Genomic DNA, 17,117 nt, shown 5'->3' on the forward strand with positions numbered 1-17,117 from the left:
CCGGCCGTCACCGAGGCAGCTCCAAGGGGCCGTCGACGCGCAGTCGCAGCTCCCGGCCGTCACGGGATGCCGCTCGCTGCGCCGCCCTGATCCCGTCGACGATCCCTTGGGCCCTCGACCGAGGGACCAGCACCCCGGAACCGCGAGGCCCGGGCACGACGGAGATGCTGTCATCTCCTCCCTGAGGCACGCCTGCGGACTGGAGCGCCGCGGCGACAGTCTCTGGATCACCGCTCACCAAAAGGTGGCGCCGATGGGGCGGCAGGCCGAGCGTGGCGCGCTCGCGGTACTCGTCGAGCGCCGCCTGAGCTGGTGTCCACGTGGACAGCGCACGCGCCACGGCAGGCGGGAGCTCGCCGACCACCGACACCGCCCCGCCGTCCCGGCGGGACCGCACCAGCGCGGCGGCGCAGAGCCACCATCGGATGGCCCTCAGCTCGCCGCCCAGGCCCATGCCCGCGGGAACGCCGGCGTCGAGGATCACCAGGTGCGAGTACCCCCCCGCCACCGCAGGCAGCGCGGCGGGAGTCGCCAGCACCGCTCCGTCCGTGACCTGGCCGTCGGGCACGACGCCGGCCTGAGCGGTCGAGACCGTCAGCCGCACCTCGCCGAGCATGCGCTGGAGCTGCTCGCCGATGCGCTCCGCTCCTTGACGCACGTGCTTGAGTCGCGAACCCTGACACTCCCGGCAGTGCCAGTCGGGCTGCGCATGCCCCTCATCGATGCAGGCGGGATCATCTCCGGACCCTGCGACGGCGAGCAGGGAGTCGCACTCGCGGCACACCGCCCACGCGTCGCAGCGGGCGCACGCTGCGGCGCGCACGTAGCCGGTGCGGGGAACCACGATGCCCACAGGGCCGCGGTCGACTGCCGATCGCAGCTGGCGCCACACGGACCCGGGCATCCAGTGCCATCCGGAGCCGCCCTCGGCGTCCCGGCGCTCGGAGGTGACGACGTCGACGGCCGGGACGCTCTCGCGCACGTGGTCGCGGCTGGAGGCGATGAGCCGCGCCCAGCCATGCTCGGCCAGCGCCACCGCGTCTGAGCTGAGGGCGTACCCGCCGATCAGCAGGGCGGTGCCGTCCTCCGCTCTCATCGCGGCCACGGTGCGTGCGTGGGGGTAGGGGGCATGCGGGTCCTCGAGCGCACCGTTGGCCTCGTCCCAGACCGCGATCAGGCGAAGGTCCGGCACCGGCTGGAGTGCCGTGGGACGCGTGCCGATCACGATGCGGGCGCGTCCGTGCATGGCGGCGAGATAGCTGCCGAATCGCACCGTGGGTCCGTCATCGTGATCGAGCACGGCGACCTCGCCGCCGCTGCGGGTGGTCCACCTGCGCAGCCCTACCCGCTCGCACTCGCGCAGCACGGCGCTCGCGGCGCGCGCATCGGGGACCACGAGGATGGCCGAGCCTCCGTCCGCCACACGAGCCACGGCGGTCGCCACGAGCGTCGCGACCGGGACGCTCCCGCGGGGCTCTGTCTCGGGCACGGCCTCCCAGACGGCTCGCTCCCTCGTCGCGATCAGCGCTTCGCCCTCGACGGCGCCGAGCGCTCGTCGGTACGGGTCCGCCTGCGCGGTTCCGTCTGGCTCGACGGCGCGCCCCCAGTCGCGCTTCTCGATGGCGGCAACCCGTGGGGGCGCCATCAGGCGCAGCACGTCCCACAGCGACCCTCCGTAGCGGCGCGCGACGGCGCGGGCGAGCTCGATGGCGGAGGGCGTGTAGCTGGGGATCGCGCTCGAGCTCCGGAGCTCGCTCACGGCGCCCTCGAAGTCAGACCCGGAGCCGAGTGCGACGACGACGGCCCCCACGAGTCGGCCAGCGAAGACTGCGCGCACGCGCGACCCGACGGCCACCGCGTCCTGCAGCTTCGGGGGCACTGCGTAGTCGAAGGCTCTGTCCAGGTGCGGCAGCGGGCTGTCGACCACCACCGAGGCGATCACGACCGCCGGACTCGCCGCATCCTCGCGCTGTGGACGTTCGGCACGGGCACGCCGACGTGGTTCTGGCCGCGCTGCCGCGGCCTGCTCGCGCGGGAAGAGCGTGTCCGGTTCGGCATCCATGCCGTCTCCGTGGCGGGTCACGCCGGCACGCGCATCCTCACGCGCAGGCTGCGGCCAGCGCGTCCGCGCGGTCGGTGCGCTCCCAGGTGAAGTCCGGGAGCTCGCGCCCGAAGTGACCGTATGCGGCCGTCTGGCGGTAGATGGGACGGCGCAGGTCGAGTGCCTCGATGATCGCCGCAGGCCGGAGGTCGAACACCGAGCGGATCGCAGCGGCGATGCGCTCCGGTGCGACCGCCGATGTGCCGAAGGTCTCCACGTACAGGCCCACCGGGTGCGCGGTGCCGATCGCGTAGGCGACCTGAACCTCGCATCGATCCGCGAGTCCGGCGGCGATCACGTTCTTCGCCACCCACCGCATCGCGTAGGCGGCCGAGCGGTCCACCTTCGAAGGATCCTTGCCCGAGAACGCGCCGCCGCCATGGCGGGCCATGCCGCCATAGGTGTCGACGATGATCTTGCGGCCCGTCAGTCCCGCATCGCCCTTCGGACCGCCGATCACGAAGGTGCCCGTGGGGTTGATGAGCGAACGGTGTCCCGTCGCATCCAGCTCGAAGGCGGACAGCACCGGAGCGATCACCAGCTCCTCGACGGCCGCGCGAACGTCGGGCGTCGCCACGTCCTCGGCGTGCTGGCTCGACACCACCACCGTGTCCACCGTGCGCGGCACGTCGCCGTCGTAGCCGATCGTGACCTGAGCCTTGCCGTCGGGCCGCAGCCAGTCGACGACGCCCTCGCGCCGCACCTGGGCGAGGCGCTGAGTGAGCCGATGCGCGATCGCGATCGGCAGCGGCATCAGCTCGGGAGTGTCGCGGCACGCATAGCCGAACATCAGGCCCTGGTCACCCGCTCCCAGCTCGGAGCCGTCCGTATCCGTCGCGCTGCCCACGCCCGCCCAGATGTCGGGGCTCTGCTCGCCGATCGACACCGACACGCCGCACGAGTCGCCATCGAAGCCCGCCTTCGAGGACGTGTAGCCGATTCCCGTCACGACCTCGCGGATCAGGCCCGGGATGTCGACGTAGGCCTCAGTGGTCACCTCGCCCGCCACATGGACGAGTCCGGTCGTGACCATCGTCTCGACCGCCACGCGCGAGCCGCGATCCTGGCGCAGCATCTCGTCGAGGATCGCGTCCGACACCTGATCGCAGATCTTGTCCGGGTGACCCTCGGTCACGGACTCGGAGGTGAACAGCTGGAGATTCGTCACGGCCGCCAGCCTAGCGTCGAGTGCCGCGTCGATCGTCGGATCGTCGAGCGCGAGGTCATGAACGAACCTTCTCGAGCAGCTGTGTCTCTGCTGCCCAGTGCTCGCGTTCCCAGGCGCGGACCATCGCCTCGTCCTCCGGTGTGATCGGTGGAAGGTCGGGCCACGGAGGTGGGACCTCGACATCGAGCGCCGCTCGGCCACCGGGAGACGGAGCTCTACCCGGATCGAGGTGCGGTGGCGGGATGAAGGTGACGGACGTCGCGGTCGCTTCGATCTCCCACCCTTGACGGTGCACGTCGTGGTGACATCGGGTGCACAGCATGACGCCGTTGGCAAGATCGGTACCGCCGCCGTGCTCCCACCAGCGAAGGTGATGAGCCTCGCAGTGCTCGGGCGGGGCATGGCACTTCGCACATCCGCCATCGCGCTCCAGGAGCGCCAGGCGTTGCGCCGGGGTGAACAGCCGCACCGCGCGTCCCAGATCCAGCGCCGTGCCATCACCGGCGAGAACCTCCGGAATGATGCCAGCGTCTCCGGCCAGCCGCCGCACCTCGCGCACGGAAACTGGCTGATCGATGCCGTCGATTCTGCCCAGACCGTCGCCTCTCATGAGGTCGGCCAGCGACATTCGCACCACCACCGAGGTCCGCACTCCCGACCGCTGCATCGCGGTGCAGCCCAACGCATGCCGCGCCAAGTCATGCAACGCGTCCACCCGCATCTGCCCCACCGTTCTCAAATCCTGCGTGCCGGTGTCCGCGGTCTCTCCCTCGTCGCGTCCCTGGCGCCGCACGTCTCGGGTGGTCATCTGCTCCAGCACCGTCAGAATCGGCGCGGCCGTCACGGCATCCATCTGGCGGTCAATCACCACCGTGCCCTCGTGGTCCTGCTTCCACCACAGGTAGCGGGCTTCGTGGTTCTCCCGCTCCCGACGCTGGAGCTCCGCATGGTCCACCCGCGCAACCGCGCGCAGGATCATCTTTCGCACCTCGTGCGCGTTCATCGGCACCGCCCGCGCCACCAGCCGCTCCTCCAGCTGCCGCAGCGCCTCTGCGTCCATGCGGTCGCGCACCTTGTCCAGACCGTCAACGATCAAACTGGCCGCGTCGACCGACAGCTCCCCCGCCACCGACGCCCGAGCCACCACCGGATACCGCGGCGCCGGCAGGTTGCTCGTTGGCGCAGTGCCGCCCTGCACATCGGCGACCTGGCCGTCCCACCCAGCCGGCGCATCGGCCGGCACGAAGGCCCCGCCGGCGCTGATGGACCTCTTCGCACCCGCGACGCTCCCTCCACGCACGTGGGACAGCAACGACTCGGCGTTGCCCTTGCCCGCACGCCGGGCCAGGCCGCCGCCGGGAAGCTCCGGCGCCGAGCGCCTCGCAATCTCTCCTGCATAGCGCGACCCCAGCGCGCCGACCATGCGCTCGAGCCTCGCGATCGCCGCATTCTGACCCAGCAGAGCGTCAGTGGACAGCCCCGAGATCTCGCGCGCGGCGAGCTCGCCCACCAGGGCGCTCACCTGCTCGATCTCTGCGGTCTTGATGTCCACGGGTTGAGTCAACCACCGGGATCTGACATCGCCGCGACAGCTGGTCTACCAGGAGGAGTCGGGAAGAGCGCGCGTCAGTCCAGTCGTGCAGCGGCCGCATCCAGCACCGCGTGCGCGACGGCGAGCTTCGACCCGGAGGCCTCCCCCACCGGGGACCCCGACGAGTCGAGCATCACCACCGTGTTCGAGGCCGCGCCGAACCCGAGTCCCTCGCCGACCTCGTTCACGACGAGCAGATCTGCACCCTTGCGGCGTGCCTTCGCGGCGCCGTGCTCGATCACGCTGCCGGAGTCGTCGCCGGTCTCGGCAGCGAATCCCACGACCACCTGCCCCGGCCGGCGCGCGGCGACCAGCCCCGCCAGCACATCGGCCGTCTGCACCAGCTCGAGCGTCAGCCCGGCGTCGCCGGACTTCTTGAGCTTGGTCGCAGCGGCCGATGCGGGGCGATAGTCAGCGACGGCGGCCGCCATGATCACGATGTCGGCATCGGCGGCCGCGTCGCGCATCGCGGCGTCCAGCTCGTCCGCGGTGGACACCTCGACGCGCGCGATCCCCTCTCCCAGCGGCAGCGCGACATGAGCCGCCACGACCGTCACCGACGCGCCCCGCTCGCGCGCCGCCTCGGCCAGTGCGAAGCCCTGCAGGCCAGACGAGCGGTTGCCGAGGAAGCGCACCGCGTCGATGGGCTCGCGCGTGCCGCCGGCGCTCACCACCAATCGGCGTCCGGCGAGGTCGCCCCACGGACCCGAGGGCGCGTCCAGTGCCAGGCCGGCGCCGGAGGCGACGGAGTACAGGGCCTCCACGAGCGCCTCGGGCTCAGGCAGGCGACCAGGACCGGAGTCGGGTCCGGTCAGCCGTCCCACGGCGGGGTCGATCACGTGCACGCCGCGTGAGCGCAGCGTCGCCACATTGGCGAGGGTCGCGGCGTCGTTCCACATCTCCGTGTGCATCGCGGGCGCCACCACCACGGGCGCCTCGGTGGCGAGCAGTGCATTGCCCAGCAGGTCGCGCGCACTGCCGGCCGCCATCGATGCCAGGAAGTCCGCGGTGGCAGGCGCCACCAGCACCACGTCCGCGGCCTGGCCCAGGCGCACGTGCGCCACCGAGGGCACATCCTCGAACGTCTCGGTGGGCGCCGGGTGCCCCGAGAGGGCCTCCCACGTCGCCCGTCCCACGAAGTTCAGGGACGATGCGGTGGGCACCACCCGCACGGAATGGCCGTCCTCGACCAGGCGTCGCAGCACGAGCGCGACCTTGTAGGCCGCGATCCCGCCGGTCACGCCCAGGAGGACGCGCATCAGGTGTGAGTGCTGGGGTTACTCGGCGTCGTCGCCGAGCTCCAGCAGGCCGCCCTCGTTGATCTCGCGCAGCGCGACGGACAGCGGCTTGTCGGTGGAGTCCGCCTCGACCAGCGGGCCCACGTTCTCGAAGTGGCCCTCGCCCAGCGCCTCGTAGTACGAGTTGATCTGGCGGGCGCGCTTGGAGCCGTAGATCACGAGGGCGTACTTCGAGTCCACTTTCTCGAGCAGCTCGTCGATGGGCGGGTTGGTGATGCCCTCGGGCTGTGCCACAGTTCCGGCCACGATCACTCCAAAGATTGCATGTAGGGGAAAGTCCGCCGACCAGTCTACCGCGCGTCCAGCACCAGGGCCTCCAGCTGGGAGACCGCCGTGTCGAGGTCGTCGTTGATGATGATGCGATCGAACTCCTTGGAGGCCGCCATCTCGGTCTCAGCCGTGCGCAGCCTGCGCTCGCGCTCGAGGTCGTCCTCCGTGCCGCGGCCGACGAGCCTGCGCACGAGCTCGTCCATCGAGGGCGGCTCGATGAACACGTACAGCGCCTCGGGCATCGACGCCTTGACCTGGCGAGCCCCCTGGAGGTCGATCTCGAGCAGCGACGGCTTGCCGGCGGCCAGCGCGTTGTCGACCGGGGTGCGCGGGGTCCCATACCGATGGGTGCCGTGCACCGTCGCCCACTCCAGCAGCTCGCCCCGCTCGATCATGTGCGTGAAGTCGTCGTCCGACACGAAGTGATAGTCCACTCCGTCCACCTCTCCCGGCCGGGGCGAGCGCGTGGTGGCGGACACGGACACCCAGATGTCGGGGCTGCGCTCGCGCAGGGCACGTACCAGTGTGCCCTTGCCCACCGCTGTGGGTCCTGCGAGCACGACAAGTCGGGTCATCGATGCTCGCGCTCGACGAGCGCCTCGACCTGATGAGCGCCCAGGCCGCGGATGCGACGTGCAGGCGAGATGCCGATCTCCTCCATCGCCGACTCGGCACGCTTGGGGCCGATGCCCGGCAGGCACTGCAGCAGATCGCGGACACGGATGCCGGCGAGAGCCTCGTCGGCCTTGGCGCGGGTGATGGCCTGCTCGAGACTCATCTCTCCGCGCGACAGCTCCTCCTTGAAGACGCGGCGCGCGCTGCGCACGGCCGTCGCCTTCACGAGGGCCGCCGCCCGCTGCTCATCGGTCAGTTCTGGTGTCGCCACGGGTCCCTCCTTCCTCGCGAGCGGGTCATCCCCGCAACGCGAACTGCGCTGCTCCCGCGGCGGCCTGGATGGCGCCGCGCAGCTTCTCCGCGAAGGGGCCTGCGCTCAGCACGCCCCTCGACTGGTTGACGAGCACGAGCCTGCGGGAGTTCCCGAATACCTGGGACAATTCCGCGGGACCCGCGCCCTGGGCGCCCACACCGGGCGCGAGGATGGGGCCGTTGAGCCCCTCGAGGCCGATGCCGAGGTCCGACACCGCCGAGCCCACCGTCGCACCGACGACGAGCCCTACATCTCCCATGGGCTGTGCGCCCACGTTGCATGCGGCCGCTGAGCGCACCATCGCCGCCGCCACCACCTCGCCGTCCGGACCCACGGCGTGCTGGACCGATGCGCCCTCGGGATTCGAGGTCAGGGCCAGCACGAAGAGTCCCTTGCCGTGCTCGGCCGCCAGGTCCAGCGCGGGCGCGAGGGAACCGAAGCCCAGGTACGGCGACACCGTGAGCGCGTCGCACTCGAGCGGTGCCCCTGGGCGCAGGTAGGCGTCCGCGTAGCCCTGCATGGTCGAGCCGATGTCCCCGCGCTTCGCGTCGAGGATGGTGAGCACCTCGCGTTCGCGCGCCTTGCGGAGCACGTACTCGAGCGCCGCGACGCCCCGAGCCCCGTGGCGCTCGAAGAACGCCGCGTTGGGCTTGACCGCGGCAGCGGAGCCTGCGGCGGCGTCCACGACAGTCTCGCCAAACGCCGCGAGGCCCTCGGGCGTGTCCTCGAGGCCCCAGGCCTGGAGCAGCGAGGCGTGCGGGTCGATGCCCACGCACAGCGGACCGAACCGGTCCATAGCATCGGCGAGCTGAGCCCCAAACCGCATGCGGTCCTCCTTGTCGCGGACGCGTTACTAGGCCATGTTACCTGCGATGACGTTTCTCGCACGGGCACCGGCGGCGTCCTGGAGGCTGAGAACGTCGAACGGACCCTTGCGGAGCGCCTCGATGGCGAGCACGGCCGCCGCGAGCTGCTGCGTGGTGGTCACGATCGCCGCGTCCGCCGCCGTCGCCGCTGCCCGGATCTCGTAGCCGTCGGCGCGCGCGCCCTGGCCTGAGGGAGTGTTGATCACCAGCGGCACCTCGCCTGCGTTCACGAGGTCGACGATGGTGGGCTCGCCCGTGGGCCCGCGCCCCTCGGAGTGCTTGCGCACCACCGAGGTGGGGATGCCGTGACGGCCCAGCACCTGCGCCGTGCCCTCGGTCGCGAGGATCTCGAAGCCGAGCGCATGCAGCCGAGCGACGGGGAACACGATCGAGCGCTTGTCGCGGTCCGCGACGGACACGAACGCCTTGCCCTCGGTGGGGAGCCCTCCGAAAGCGGCGGCCTGCGACTTCGCGAACGCCAGCGGGAAGGTCTCGTCGAAGCCCATGACCTCGCCCGTGGAGCGCATCTCCGGTCCCAGCACCGAGTCGACCACCAGGCCCTCGTGCGTGCGGAAGCGCTTGAACGGCAGCACCGCCTCCTTCACGGCCACGCGCTGGCTCATGTCGATGCTCGCGGCGTCGATCTCCGGCAGCACGCCGTCGGCCTTGAGCTGCGCGATGGTCGAGCCGGTCATCACCAGCGCGGCGGCCGATGCGAGGGGCACGCCGGTCGCCTTCGCCACGAACGGCACGGTGCGGCTGGCACGGGGATTCGCCTCGAGCACGTAGAGGACGTCGCTCACGAGCGCGTACTGGACGTTCATCAGGCCACGGACGCCGATGCCCTCGGCAAGCGCCTGTGTCGAGCGGCGGATGCGCTCGAGCTCGTCCAGAGACAGGGTCACGGGCGGCAGCACGCACGCGGAGTCGCCCGAGTGGATGCCGGCCTCCTCGATGTGCTCCATGACGCCACCGAGGTATAGGTCCGTCCCGTCGTACAGCGCGTCGACGTCGATCTCGATCGCGTCATCGAGGAAGCGGTCGATCAGCAGCGGCGCGTCCGTGGCGTGGTCCCCCACGTCCGCCATGCGGGTGCCGTAGTCCTCGAGCTGCTCGCGGTCGTAGACGATCTCCATGCCGCGCCCGCCCAGGACGTAGGAAGGGCGCACCAGCACCGGGTAGGTGATGCGCTCGGCGATCTCGATCGCCTCGTCGATACCGTGGGCCGTGCCGTAGGCCGGCGCGGGCACGCCGGCTGCCTCCAGCACGCGACCGAACGCCGCGCGGTCCTCGGCGTTGTCGATCGCCTCGGGAGACGTGCCAAGGATCGGCACGCCCGCATCGGCCAGGCGCTGCGCGAGGCTCAGTGGCGTCTGCCCGCCCAGCTGGACGAACATGCCCTTGACGGGGCCCGCGGCCTTCTCCGCCTCGTAGACCGCCATCACGTCCTCGAACGTGAGCGGCTCGAAGTACAGCCGGTTCGCGGTGTCGTAGTCCGTCGACACGGTCTCGGGGTTGCAGTTGACCATGACGGTCTCGTACCGGTCCTTGAGGCTCAGCGCCGCGTGGACGCACGAGTAGTCGAACTCGATGCCCTGGCCGATGCGGTTGGGGCCGGATCCCAGGATGAGCACGGCCTCGCGCTCGCGGGGCGCGACCTCGGTCTCCGCGTCGTACGAGCTGTAGTGGTACGGCGTGCGGGCCTCGAACTCGGCTGCGCAGGTGTCGACCGTCTTGAAGATCGGCTGCACGCCCAGCTCGGCGCGCAGCGCGTAGACGTCCTCGATGGGAACGCCGCGCAGGGCGGCGATCTGAGCGTCCGCGAGGCCGTGCGACTTGGCCTCCCGCAGCAGCGGCGCGTCGAGCTCCGCGGCATGCGCGACCTCGTGCGCGACCTCGTTCATCACCAGCATCTGGTCCAGGAACCACGGGTCGATCCTGCAGGCCTCGTACACCGCCTCCATGTCGCAGTGGCCGGCGCGCACGGCGCGCAGCAGCTGCTGGACCTGGATGAAGCGCTTCTCGGTGGGCACGGTGACGGCCTTGAGCAGCTCCTCGACGGCGTCCCCCGTGGGGAACTCGCCGTCCCAGTGGAAGTTCATGCCCTTCTTGTCGATCGAGCGCAGCGCCTTGCCCAGCGCCTCGGTGAAGTTGCGGCCGATGGCCATCGCCTCGCCCACCGACTTCATGGTCGTGGTGAGCACGGGGTCCGCGGCGGGGAACTTCTCGAACGCGAAGCGCGGCACCTTCACCACCACGTAGTCGAGCGTGGGCTCGAAGCTCGCGGGGGTGGAGCCGGTGATGTCGTTGGGGATCTCGTCGAGCGTGTAGCCGATGGCCAGGCGGGCGGCGATCTTCGCGATCGGGAAGCCCGTGGCTTTGGATGCGAGAGCGGACGAGCGCGACACGCGGGGGTTCATCTCGATGACGATGAGACGTCCCGTGTCCGGCTCGACGGCGAACTGGACGTTGCAGCCGCCCGTGTCCACGCCCACCTCACGGATGATCGCGATGCCCACGTCGCGCATGCGCTGGTACTCGCGGTCAGTGAGCGTCATGGCGGGCGCGACCGTGATCGAGTCGCCGGTGTGCACGCCCACGGGGTCCACGTTCTCGATCGAGCAGACCACCACCACGTTGTCGTGCTTGTCGCGCATGAGCTCGAGCTCGTACTCCTTCCACCCCAGGATGGACTCCTCCAGGAGCACCTCGGTGGTGGGCGAGTAGTGCAGCCCGGCGCCTGCGATGCGGCGCAGATCCTCCGCGTCGTACGCGAAGCCGGAGCCCAGGCCGCCCATGGTGAAGGACGGGCGCACCACCACCGGATAGTTCAGCTCCTCCGCGGCAGCGAGGCACTCGTCCATGGTGTGGCAGATGCGCGAGGCGGCGGAGTCCGCTCCGCAGCGCTCCACGACACCCTTGAACAGCTCGCGGTTCTCGCCCAGGTTGATGGCCTCGAGGTTGGCGCCGATGAGCTCGACGCCGTACTTGTCGAGGATCCCCTCCGCATGCGCGTCGATCGCCGCGTTCAGCGCCGTCTGACCGCCCAGGGTGGGCAGCAGCGCGTCGGGTCGCTCCTTGGCGATGATCGACTCGATCACCTCGGTGGTGATGGGCTCCACGTAGGTGGCGTCCGCGAACTCGGGATCCGTCATGATCGTCGCCGGGTTCGAGTTGAGCAGCACCACCCGCACGCCCTCGGACTTGAGGACTCGGCACGCCTGGGTACCGGAGTAGTCGAACTCGCAGGCCTGACCGATCACGATGGGGCCAGAGCCGATGACCAGTACGGAGTTGATGTCGTCGCGCTTGGGCATCAGCGGCGCTCCCCCTTCATCACGGAGACGAATCGATCGAACAGGTAGGCGGCATCGTGCGGGCCGGCCGCCGCCTCCGGGTGGTACTGCACGGAGAACGCGGGGATGTCGAGGCACTCCAGGCCCTCGACCACGTCGTCGTTGAGGCACACGTGAGACACCTTGACGCGCCCGTACCCCGCCGGGGACACCGAGTCGCCGTCGAGCGGCGCGTCCACGGCGAAGCCGTGGTTGTGCGCGGTGATCTCGACCTTGCCCGTGGTGCGGTCCATGACGGGCTGGTTGATGCCGCGGTGCCCGAAGGGCAGCTTGTAGGTGCCGTAGCCCAGGGCGCGGCCCAGGAGCTGGTTGCCGAAGCAGATGCCGAAGAACGGCACCTTCGCGTCGAGCACGCGTCTGAGAGTCTGGACCGGCTGCTCCGCGGCAGAGGGGTCGCCAGGGCCATTGGAGAAGAAGACCCCGTCCGGCTTGGCGTCCAGGATCTGCTCCGCGGTCCAGGTCGAGGGCACCACGGTGACCCTGATGCCGCGCTGCGCCATCATCTCCGGCGTCATCGCCTTGATCCCCAGGTCGACGGCGACCACGTGCGCGACCTCGTCGACGCCAGCCGCCGGCTCGATCGTGTACGCATCCGGAACGGAGACCTCGTCCGCGAGGTGGGCGCCGGACATCTCCGCACCACCCTTGACGCGCTCGACCAGCTCGGCGACCGGCGCGAGTGCGTCCCCGGAGAAGATCCCGGCGCGCATCACGCCCTCGCGCAGGATGCGGGTGAGCTGCCTGGTGTCGATGCCGGAGATGCCCACGATCCCCTGGGTCTCCAGATCCTCGTCGAGGGTGCGCTGCGCGCGCCAGTTCGAGGACCGCCGGGAGGGATCGCGCACCACGTAGCCTGCGACCCAGATCTGGCGCGACTCGTTGTCCTCGTCGTTGACCCCCGTGTTGCCGATGTGCGGCGCGGTCATGACCACGATCTGGCGGTGATAGCTCGGGTCGGTGAGCGTCTCCTGGTAGCCGGTCATGCCGGTGTTGAAGACGATCTCGCCCAGGGTCTGACCCGTGGCGCCGTACGCCTTGCCCTCGAAGGTGCGGCCGTCCTCCAGGACGAGCAGGGCTGTCGTGTCGCTCACGCGCGGACTCCTTCCAGAGCCTGATCAAGATGGGTGGGCACGCCGCGCAGGAACGTCGCGACGGCGCGTCCGGGCAGCTCGATGCCGCCGAACGGAGAGTTGTTGGACCGACTGGCGGTCGCGGCGGGCTCGACGGTCCACGCGGCGCCGGGGTCCACGAGCGTGACGTTCGCGGGCTCGCCCGCCTCGAGCGGGCGGCCGTGCCCGCCATCCCGGCCGATGCGTGCAGGAGCCTCGCTCATCACGCGCGCGACGTCGCGCCAGGACAGCGTCCCGGGATCCACCATCGTCTTCTGGACGATGGCCAGAGCAGTCTCGAGGCCGATCATGCCCATCGCGGCGGCGCCCCACTCGCAGTCCTTGTCCTCGTCCGGATGCGGGGCGTGATCGGTGGCGACGATGTCGATGGTCCCGTCCGCCAGGCCCTCCCGCACGGCGTCGACGTCCTTCTGGGTGCGCAGCGGGGGGTTGACCTTGAACCGTGCGTCGTAGCCGCGCACTGACTCATCGGTCAGGAGCAGATGATGGGGCATGACCTCCGCGGTGACGTCGATCCCCTTGGCCTTGGCCCAGCGGATGATCTCGACCGAGCCTGCCGTGGACAGGTGGCAGATGTGCACCCGCGAGCCCACGTGGCCGGCGAGCAGCACGTCGCGGGCGATGATCGACTCCTCTGCCACCGACGGCCAGCCGGCCAGGCCCAGCTCCGAGGACACCAGGCCCTCGTTCATCTGGGAGCCCTCGGTCAGACGCGGATCCTGCGCGTGCTGAGCGACCACTCCCCCGAACGTCTTGACGTACTCCAGGGCGCGGCGCATCAGCAGCGGGTCGTGGACGCACTTGCCGTCGTCGCTGAAGACCCGCACCTGCGCGCGCGAGTTCGCCATCGCGGCCATCTCGGACAGCTGCGTGCCGCCCAGGCCCACTGTCACCGCTCCGACGGGGAAGACGTCGACCAGGCCCACCTCGCGACCGCGGCTCCATACCTGCTCCACCACGCCAGCGGTGTCCGCGGTGGGAGTGGTGTTGGCCATCGCGTGGACGGCGGTGAAGCCGCCTCGTGCCGCGGTGCGCGAGCCGGTCTCGATGGTTTCCGCGTCCTCGCGGCCCGGCTCGCGGAGGTGCGTGTGCAGGTCCACGAGGCCAGGGAGGGCGATCAGGCCCTCGCCACGCAGCGTCACGGCGCCCTCAGGCGCATCGGCCGCGCTCAGGGAGGCGATGACGCCGTCCTTGAGCACCAGGTCAGCCCGCGTGTCCCCGTACAGCGACACGTTCTCGATCACATAGGCGGTCGCGGTGTCCGTCATTCCGCCGCCTCCTCTCCAGCAAGCAGCAGATACAGGGAGGCCATGCGCACGGCGACGCCGTTGCTGACCTGTTCGACGATGACGGAACGCGGCGAGTCCGCGGCCTCCGCCGAGATCTCGAGACCGCGGTTCATCGGTCCAGGGTGGAGCACGATCGCGTGGTCCGGCATGCGCCGCATCCGGTCGCCGTCCAGTCCGAACAGTCGCGTGTACTCCTCGGGGCTCGGGAAGAACCCTGAGCCGCCGCCCGTCATCCGCTCGCGCTGGACCCGCAGCATCATGATGCCGTCCAGCTCGTGAGCGTCCAGGGCATCGTCGAGCGTGTAGTGGATCGCGATGTCCTCCCGCTCGGTCATGCCGTACGGCAGCAGTGTGGGCGGTGCCACCACGACCACGTTGGCGCCCAGCGTCTTGAGCAGCGGGATGTTCGACCCGGCCACGCGCGAATGCAGGATGTCGCCCACGATCGCGAAGGTGAGCCCCTCGAGCGCCTTGCCCGTGGGCTCGGACACCAGGTGACGGCGCATCGTGAAGGCGTCCAGCAGGGCCTGCGTGGGGTGCTGGTGCGTGCCGTCGCCCGCATTGAGCACATGGCCGTGCATCCACCCGCTGGTGGCGAGCCGGTGCGCCGCGCCGGAGGCCCAGTGGCGGACCACCACCGCATCGGCCCCCATCGCCTGCAGCGTCAGCGCGGTGTCCTTGAGCGACTCGCCCTTGGACAGCGAGCTGCCCTTCGCGGAGAAGTTGATGACGTCCGCGCTCAGTCGCTTCGCGGCCGCCTCGAAGCTGATGCGCGTGCGCGTCGAGTCCTCGAAGAACAGGTTCACCACGGTCCTGCCGCGCAGCGTGGGCAGCTTGCGCATCTCTCGCTCCTGCGTGGCCGCCATCTGGGCGGCGGTGTCGAGGATGAGGATCGCGTCCTCGCGGGAGAGCGTGTCGGTGTCGAGCAGGTGCCTCACGCTCCGGCCCCCTTGCTGCCTGCGCCAGAGATCAGGACCTCGTCGGCGTCGTCGGTCTCCTCCAGATGGACATCGACGCGCTCGGTCTTCGCCGTGGGCAGGTTCTTGCCCACGAAGTCCGCGCGAATGGGCAGCTCGCGGTGACCGCGATCGACCAGGACCGCGAGCTGCACCGCGCGGGGCCGTCCCAGGTCCTTGATCGCATCGAGCGCCGCACGGATGGTGCGGCCGGTGTGGAAGACGTCGTCGACCAGCACGATGGTGCGATCGTCGATGCCCTCAGCAGGGAGCGTGGTCTCGCCGATGGCGCGCGTGGGCTGGCGGTGGAGGTCATCGCGGTACATCGTGATGTCGAGGGCGCCGGCACGGTCCGTCGGGTCGAACCCCGGCTCTACCTGCGCGATGCGCGCGGCCAGCCTGTGGGCCAGTGGCACGCCGCGAGTGGGGATGCCCAGCAGCACCAGGGAGTCGTGGCCCTCGTTGCGTTCGAGGATCTCATGGGCGATGCGCGTGAGTGCCCGAGCGATGTCAGGCGCGCCAAGTACGGTCCCAGTCACCTGGAGACCTCCTTCCCCGCCTCTCCGGACGGTCATTAAAGGATGTCTGCGTGCGGTCGTCAGCCTACCTGAGGCCCGGCCTCCTCGTCGCCCGACTCGGCGGGCGCCTCGGCCGCAGCGATGTTGGGAGCGTCGCGCGCGATCCGGCCCAGCACGCCGTTGACGAAGCGCGGCGAGTCGTCCGTGCTCAGGTCGCGTGCCAGCTCCACGGCCTCGTCGATGGCGACCGCCACGGAGACCTCCTCGTTGCTGAGGATCTCCCACGCGGCCAGCCGCAGAAGGTTGCGGTCCACCGCCGGCATGCGCTTCATGGGCCAGTCGGGGCTCGCGTCCTCGATCAGCGCATTGAGCTCGCGCCACTGCGACACCACGCCGCGCACGATCTGGGCGCTGTACGGCGGCAACGGCGTCTCACGACCGGACTCCAGGAGGCGCCGGTCCAGGACGGCGAGCACGTTGTCGCCGCGCTGCTCCGCCTCGAAGAGCACGTCGAGAGCGCGCTTGCGCGCCTTGGTGCGGGCGCCCACTAGTCGTTGACGCGGCCCAGGTAGTCGCCGGACTCCGTGTTGACCTTGACCTTGGTGCCGGCCTCGAGGAACAGCGGTACCTGGATCTCCTTGCCGGTCTCCAGAGTGGCGGGCTTGGTACCGCCCGACGAGCGGTCGCCCTGCAGTCCGGGCTCGGTGTAGGTCACCTCGAGCACCACGGACGCGGGCAGCTCCAGGAAGATGGGGTTGCCGTTGTGCGAGCCGATGGTGGCCTGCTGGCTCTCAAGCAGGTAGTCCGTCGCGTCGCCCATCACCTCGGGGGTCACCGTCACCTGGTCGAAGGTGTCGGGATCCATGAAGACGTAGCCGGCGCCGTCGTTGTACAGGTACTGCATCGACCGGCGGTCCACCGTCTCGAAATCCACCTTGGTGCCGGCGTTGAACGTCTTGTCGACCACCTTGCCGGACAGCACGTTCTTCATCTTGGTGCGGACGAACGCGCCGCCCTTGCCGGGCTTCACGTGCTGGAACTCGATGACGGACCACAGATTCCCGTCGAGGTTGAGCACGGAGCCATTCTTGATGTCGTTCGAGGTCGCCACGGGTGTGTCCTATCGGTTGCGTACGTTGGTGCAGCGCGCTCGCCGCGCGCAGGCCGTCGACGATTCTATCCCAGGCGGGCGGCCAGGGCCTCGAGCGCCAAGCGGTACGAATCCGTGCCGAACCCGGCGATCGTTCCTGTCGCGACAGCGGACACCACCGAGGTGTGCCGAAACTCTTCACGTGCGTGCGGATTCGTGAGGTGAACCTCGATCAACGCGAGCCGCGCGCTCGTCACCAACGCACAGGCGTCACGCAGCGCGTACGAGTAGTGGGTGAACGCCGCGGGGTTCAGGATCACGTGCTGACGTTCGTCCACCGCGTCATGCATCCAGCCCACGAGCTCTGACTCGTCGTTGGTCTGCCGCACCACGGCCTCAAGGCCCAGGTCGCTCCCCCATTGCATGCACAGCGCCACGAGATCGACGTACGAGGTGCTGCCGTACGTGTCAGGTTCCCGGGTGCCCAGCCTATTGAGGTTGGGGCCGTTGACGATGAGCACGGAGGTCATGAACGTCACCCTAGCGGCGGGGGGCG

16 protein-coding genes are annotated in these 17,117 nt (G+C 70.1%); all 16 read right to left on the minus strand.

From position 1 onward, the window contains the following. Nucleotides 1-7 precede the first annotated feature (7 nt). Entirely contained in the window at nt 8-2,083 is a 2,076-nt protein-coding gene (locus Dac01nite_RS06760; protein ID WP_203654810.1) for a primosomal protein N' family DNA-binding protein, read from the minus strand. 16 nt (nt 2,084-2,099) lie between these two features. Further along, nucleotides 2,100-3,269, minus strand: coding sequence for a methionine adenosyltransferase (gene metK, locus Dac01nite_RS06765; RefSeq protein WP_203654812.1), 1,170 nt, complete (start codon nt 3,267-3,269; stop codon nt 2,100-2,102). 55 nt (nt 3,270-3,324) lie between these two features. Further along, nucleotides 3,325-4,821, minus strand: coding sequence for an HNH endonuclease (locus Dac01nite_RS06770; protein ID WP_203654814.1), 1,497 nt, complete (start codon nt 4,819-4,821; stop codon nt 3,325-3,327). Between the two features lie 74 nt (nt 4,822-4,895). Beyond that, nucleotides 4,896-6,119: a bifunctional phosphopantothenoylcysteine decarboxylase/phosphopantothenate--cysteine ligase CoaBC gene (gene coaBC, locus Dac01nite_RS06775; RefSeq protein ID WP_203654819.1), complete on the minus strand. Its 1,224-nt coding sequence runs from the start codon at nt 6,117-6,119 to the stop codon at nt 4,896-4,898. Between the two features lie 18 nt (nt 6,120-6,137). Then, complete coding sequence (gene rpoZ / locus Dac01nite_RS06780) at nt 6,138-6,404, minus strand: DNA-directed RNA polymerase subunit omega (protein ID WP_203654820.1); 267 nt, start codon at nt 6,402-6,404, stop codon at nt 6,138-6,140. A gap of 44 nt (nt 6,405-6,448) precedes the next feature. Further along, entirely contained in the window at nt 6,449-7,003 is a 555-nt protein-coding gene (gene gmk, locus Dac01nite_RS06785) for a guanylate kinase (RefSeq protein WP_203654821.1), read from the minus strand. Further along, entirely contained in the window at nt 7,000-7,314 is a 315-nt protein-coding gene (gene mihF, locus Dac01nite_RS06790) for an integration host factor, actinobacterial type (protein ID WP_203654822.1), read from the minus strand. The genes gmk and mihF overlap by 4 nt, the downstream gene beginning before the upstream one ends. 25 nt (nt 7,315-7,339) lie before the next feature. Beyond that, nucleotides 7,340-8,182 (minus strand): orotidine-5'-phosphate decarboxylase, encoded by an 843-nt coding sequence (gene pyrF / locus Dac01nite_RS06795; protein WP_203654824.1) that lies wholly within the window; start codon nt 8,180-8,182, stop codon nt 7,340-7,342. Nucleotides 8,183-8,209: 27 nt separating this feature from the next. Further along, complete coding sequence (gene carB / locus Dac01nite_RS06800; RefSeq protein ID WP_203654832.1) at nt 8,210-11,539, minus strand: carbamoyl-phosphate synthase large subunit; 3,330 nt, start codon at nt 11,537-11,539, stop codon at nt 8,210-8,212. Then, nucleotides 11,539-12,669 (minus strand): glutamine-hydrolyzing carbamoyl-phosphate synthase small subunit, encoded by a 1,131-nt coding sequence (gene carA / locus Dac01nite_RS06805; protein WP_203654839.1) that lies wholly within the window; start codon nt 12,667-12,669, stop codon nt 11,539-11,541. The genes carB and carA overlap by 1 nt, the downstream gene beginning before the upstream one ends. Next, nucleotides 12,666-13,976, minus strand: coding sequence for a dihydroorotase (locus tag Dac01nite_RS06810; RefSeq protein ID WP_203654841.1), 1,311 nt, complete (start codon nt 13,974-13,976; stop codon nt 12,666-12,668). Before Dac01nite_RS06810 ends, carA begins: the two co-directional genes overlap by 4 nt. Continuing rightward, entirely contained in the window at nt 13,973-14,935 is a 963-nt protein-coding gene (locus Dac01nite_RS06815; protein WP_203654843.1) for an aspartate carbamoyltransferase catalytic subunit, read from the minus strand. The genes Dac01nite_RS06810 and Dac01nite_RS06815 overlap by 4 nt, the downstream gene beginning before the upstream one ends. Next, the gene (gene pyrR, locus Dac01nite_RS06820) at nt 14,932-15,528 is read right to left on the minus strand and encodes a bifunctional pyr operon transcriptional regulator/uracil phosphoribosyltransferase PyrR (protein WP_203654851.1); all 597 of its coding nucleotides are present in this window, start codon (nt 15,526-15,528) and stop codon (nt 14,932-14,934) included. The genes Dac01nite_RS06815 and pyrR overlap by 4 nt, the downstream gene beginning before the upstream one ends. A gap of 23 nt (nt 15,529-15,551) precedes the next feature. Further along, nucleotides 15,552-16,019 carry a transcription antitermination factor NusB gene (nusB, locus tag Dac01nite_RS06825; protein ID WP_203654853.1) on the minus strand — a complete coding sequence of 156 codons (468 nt, stop codon included), beginning with the start codon at nt 16,017-16,019 and terminating at the stop codon, nt 15,552-15,554. Next, nucleotides 16,019-16,582, minus strand: a complete 564-nt coding sequence (efp, locus tag Dac01nite_RS06830) for an elongation factor P (RefSeq protein ID WP_203654855.1) — start codon at nt 16,580-16,582, stop codon at nt 16,019-16,021. Before efp ends, nusB begins: the two co-directional genes overlap by 1 nt. Nucleotides 16,583-16,647: 65 nt before the next feature. After that, on the minus strand, nt 16,648-17,091 hold the full coding sequence (gene aroQ / locus Dac01nite_RS06835) for a type II 3-dehydroquinate dehydratase (protein WP_203654857.1): 444 nt from the start codon (nt 17,089-17,091) through the stop codon (nt 16,648-16,650). Nucleotides 17,092-17,117 lie beyond the last annotated feature (26 nt).

This window comes from Demequina activiva, assembly GCF_016862815.1.
In the GTDB taxonomy this organism is placed as follows: domain Bacteria; phylum Actinomycetota; class Actinomycetes; order Actinomycetales; family Demequinaceae; genus Demequina; species Demequina activiva.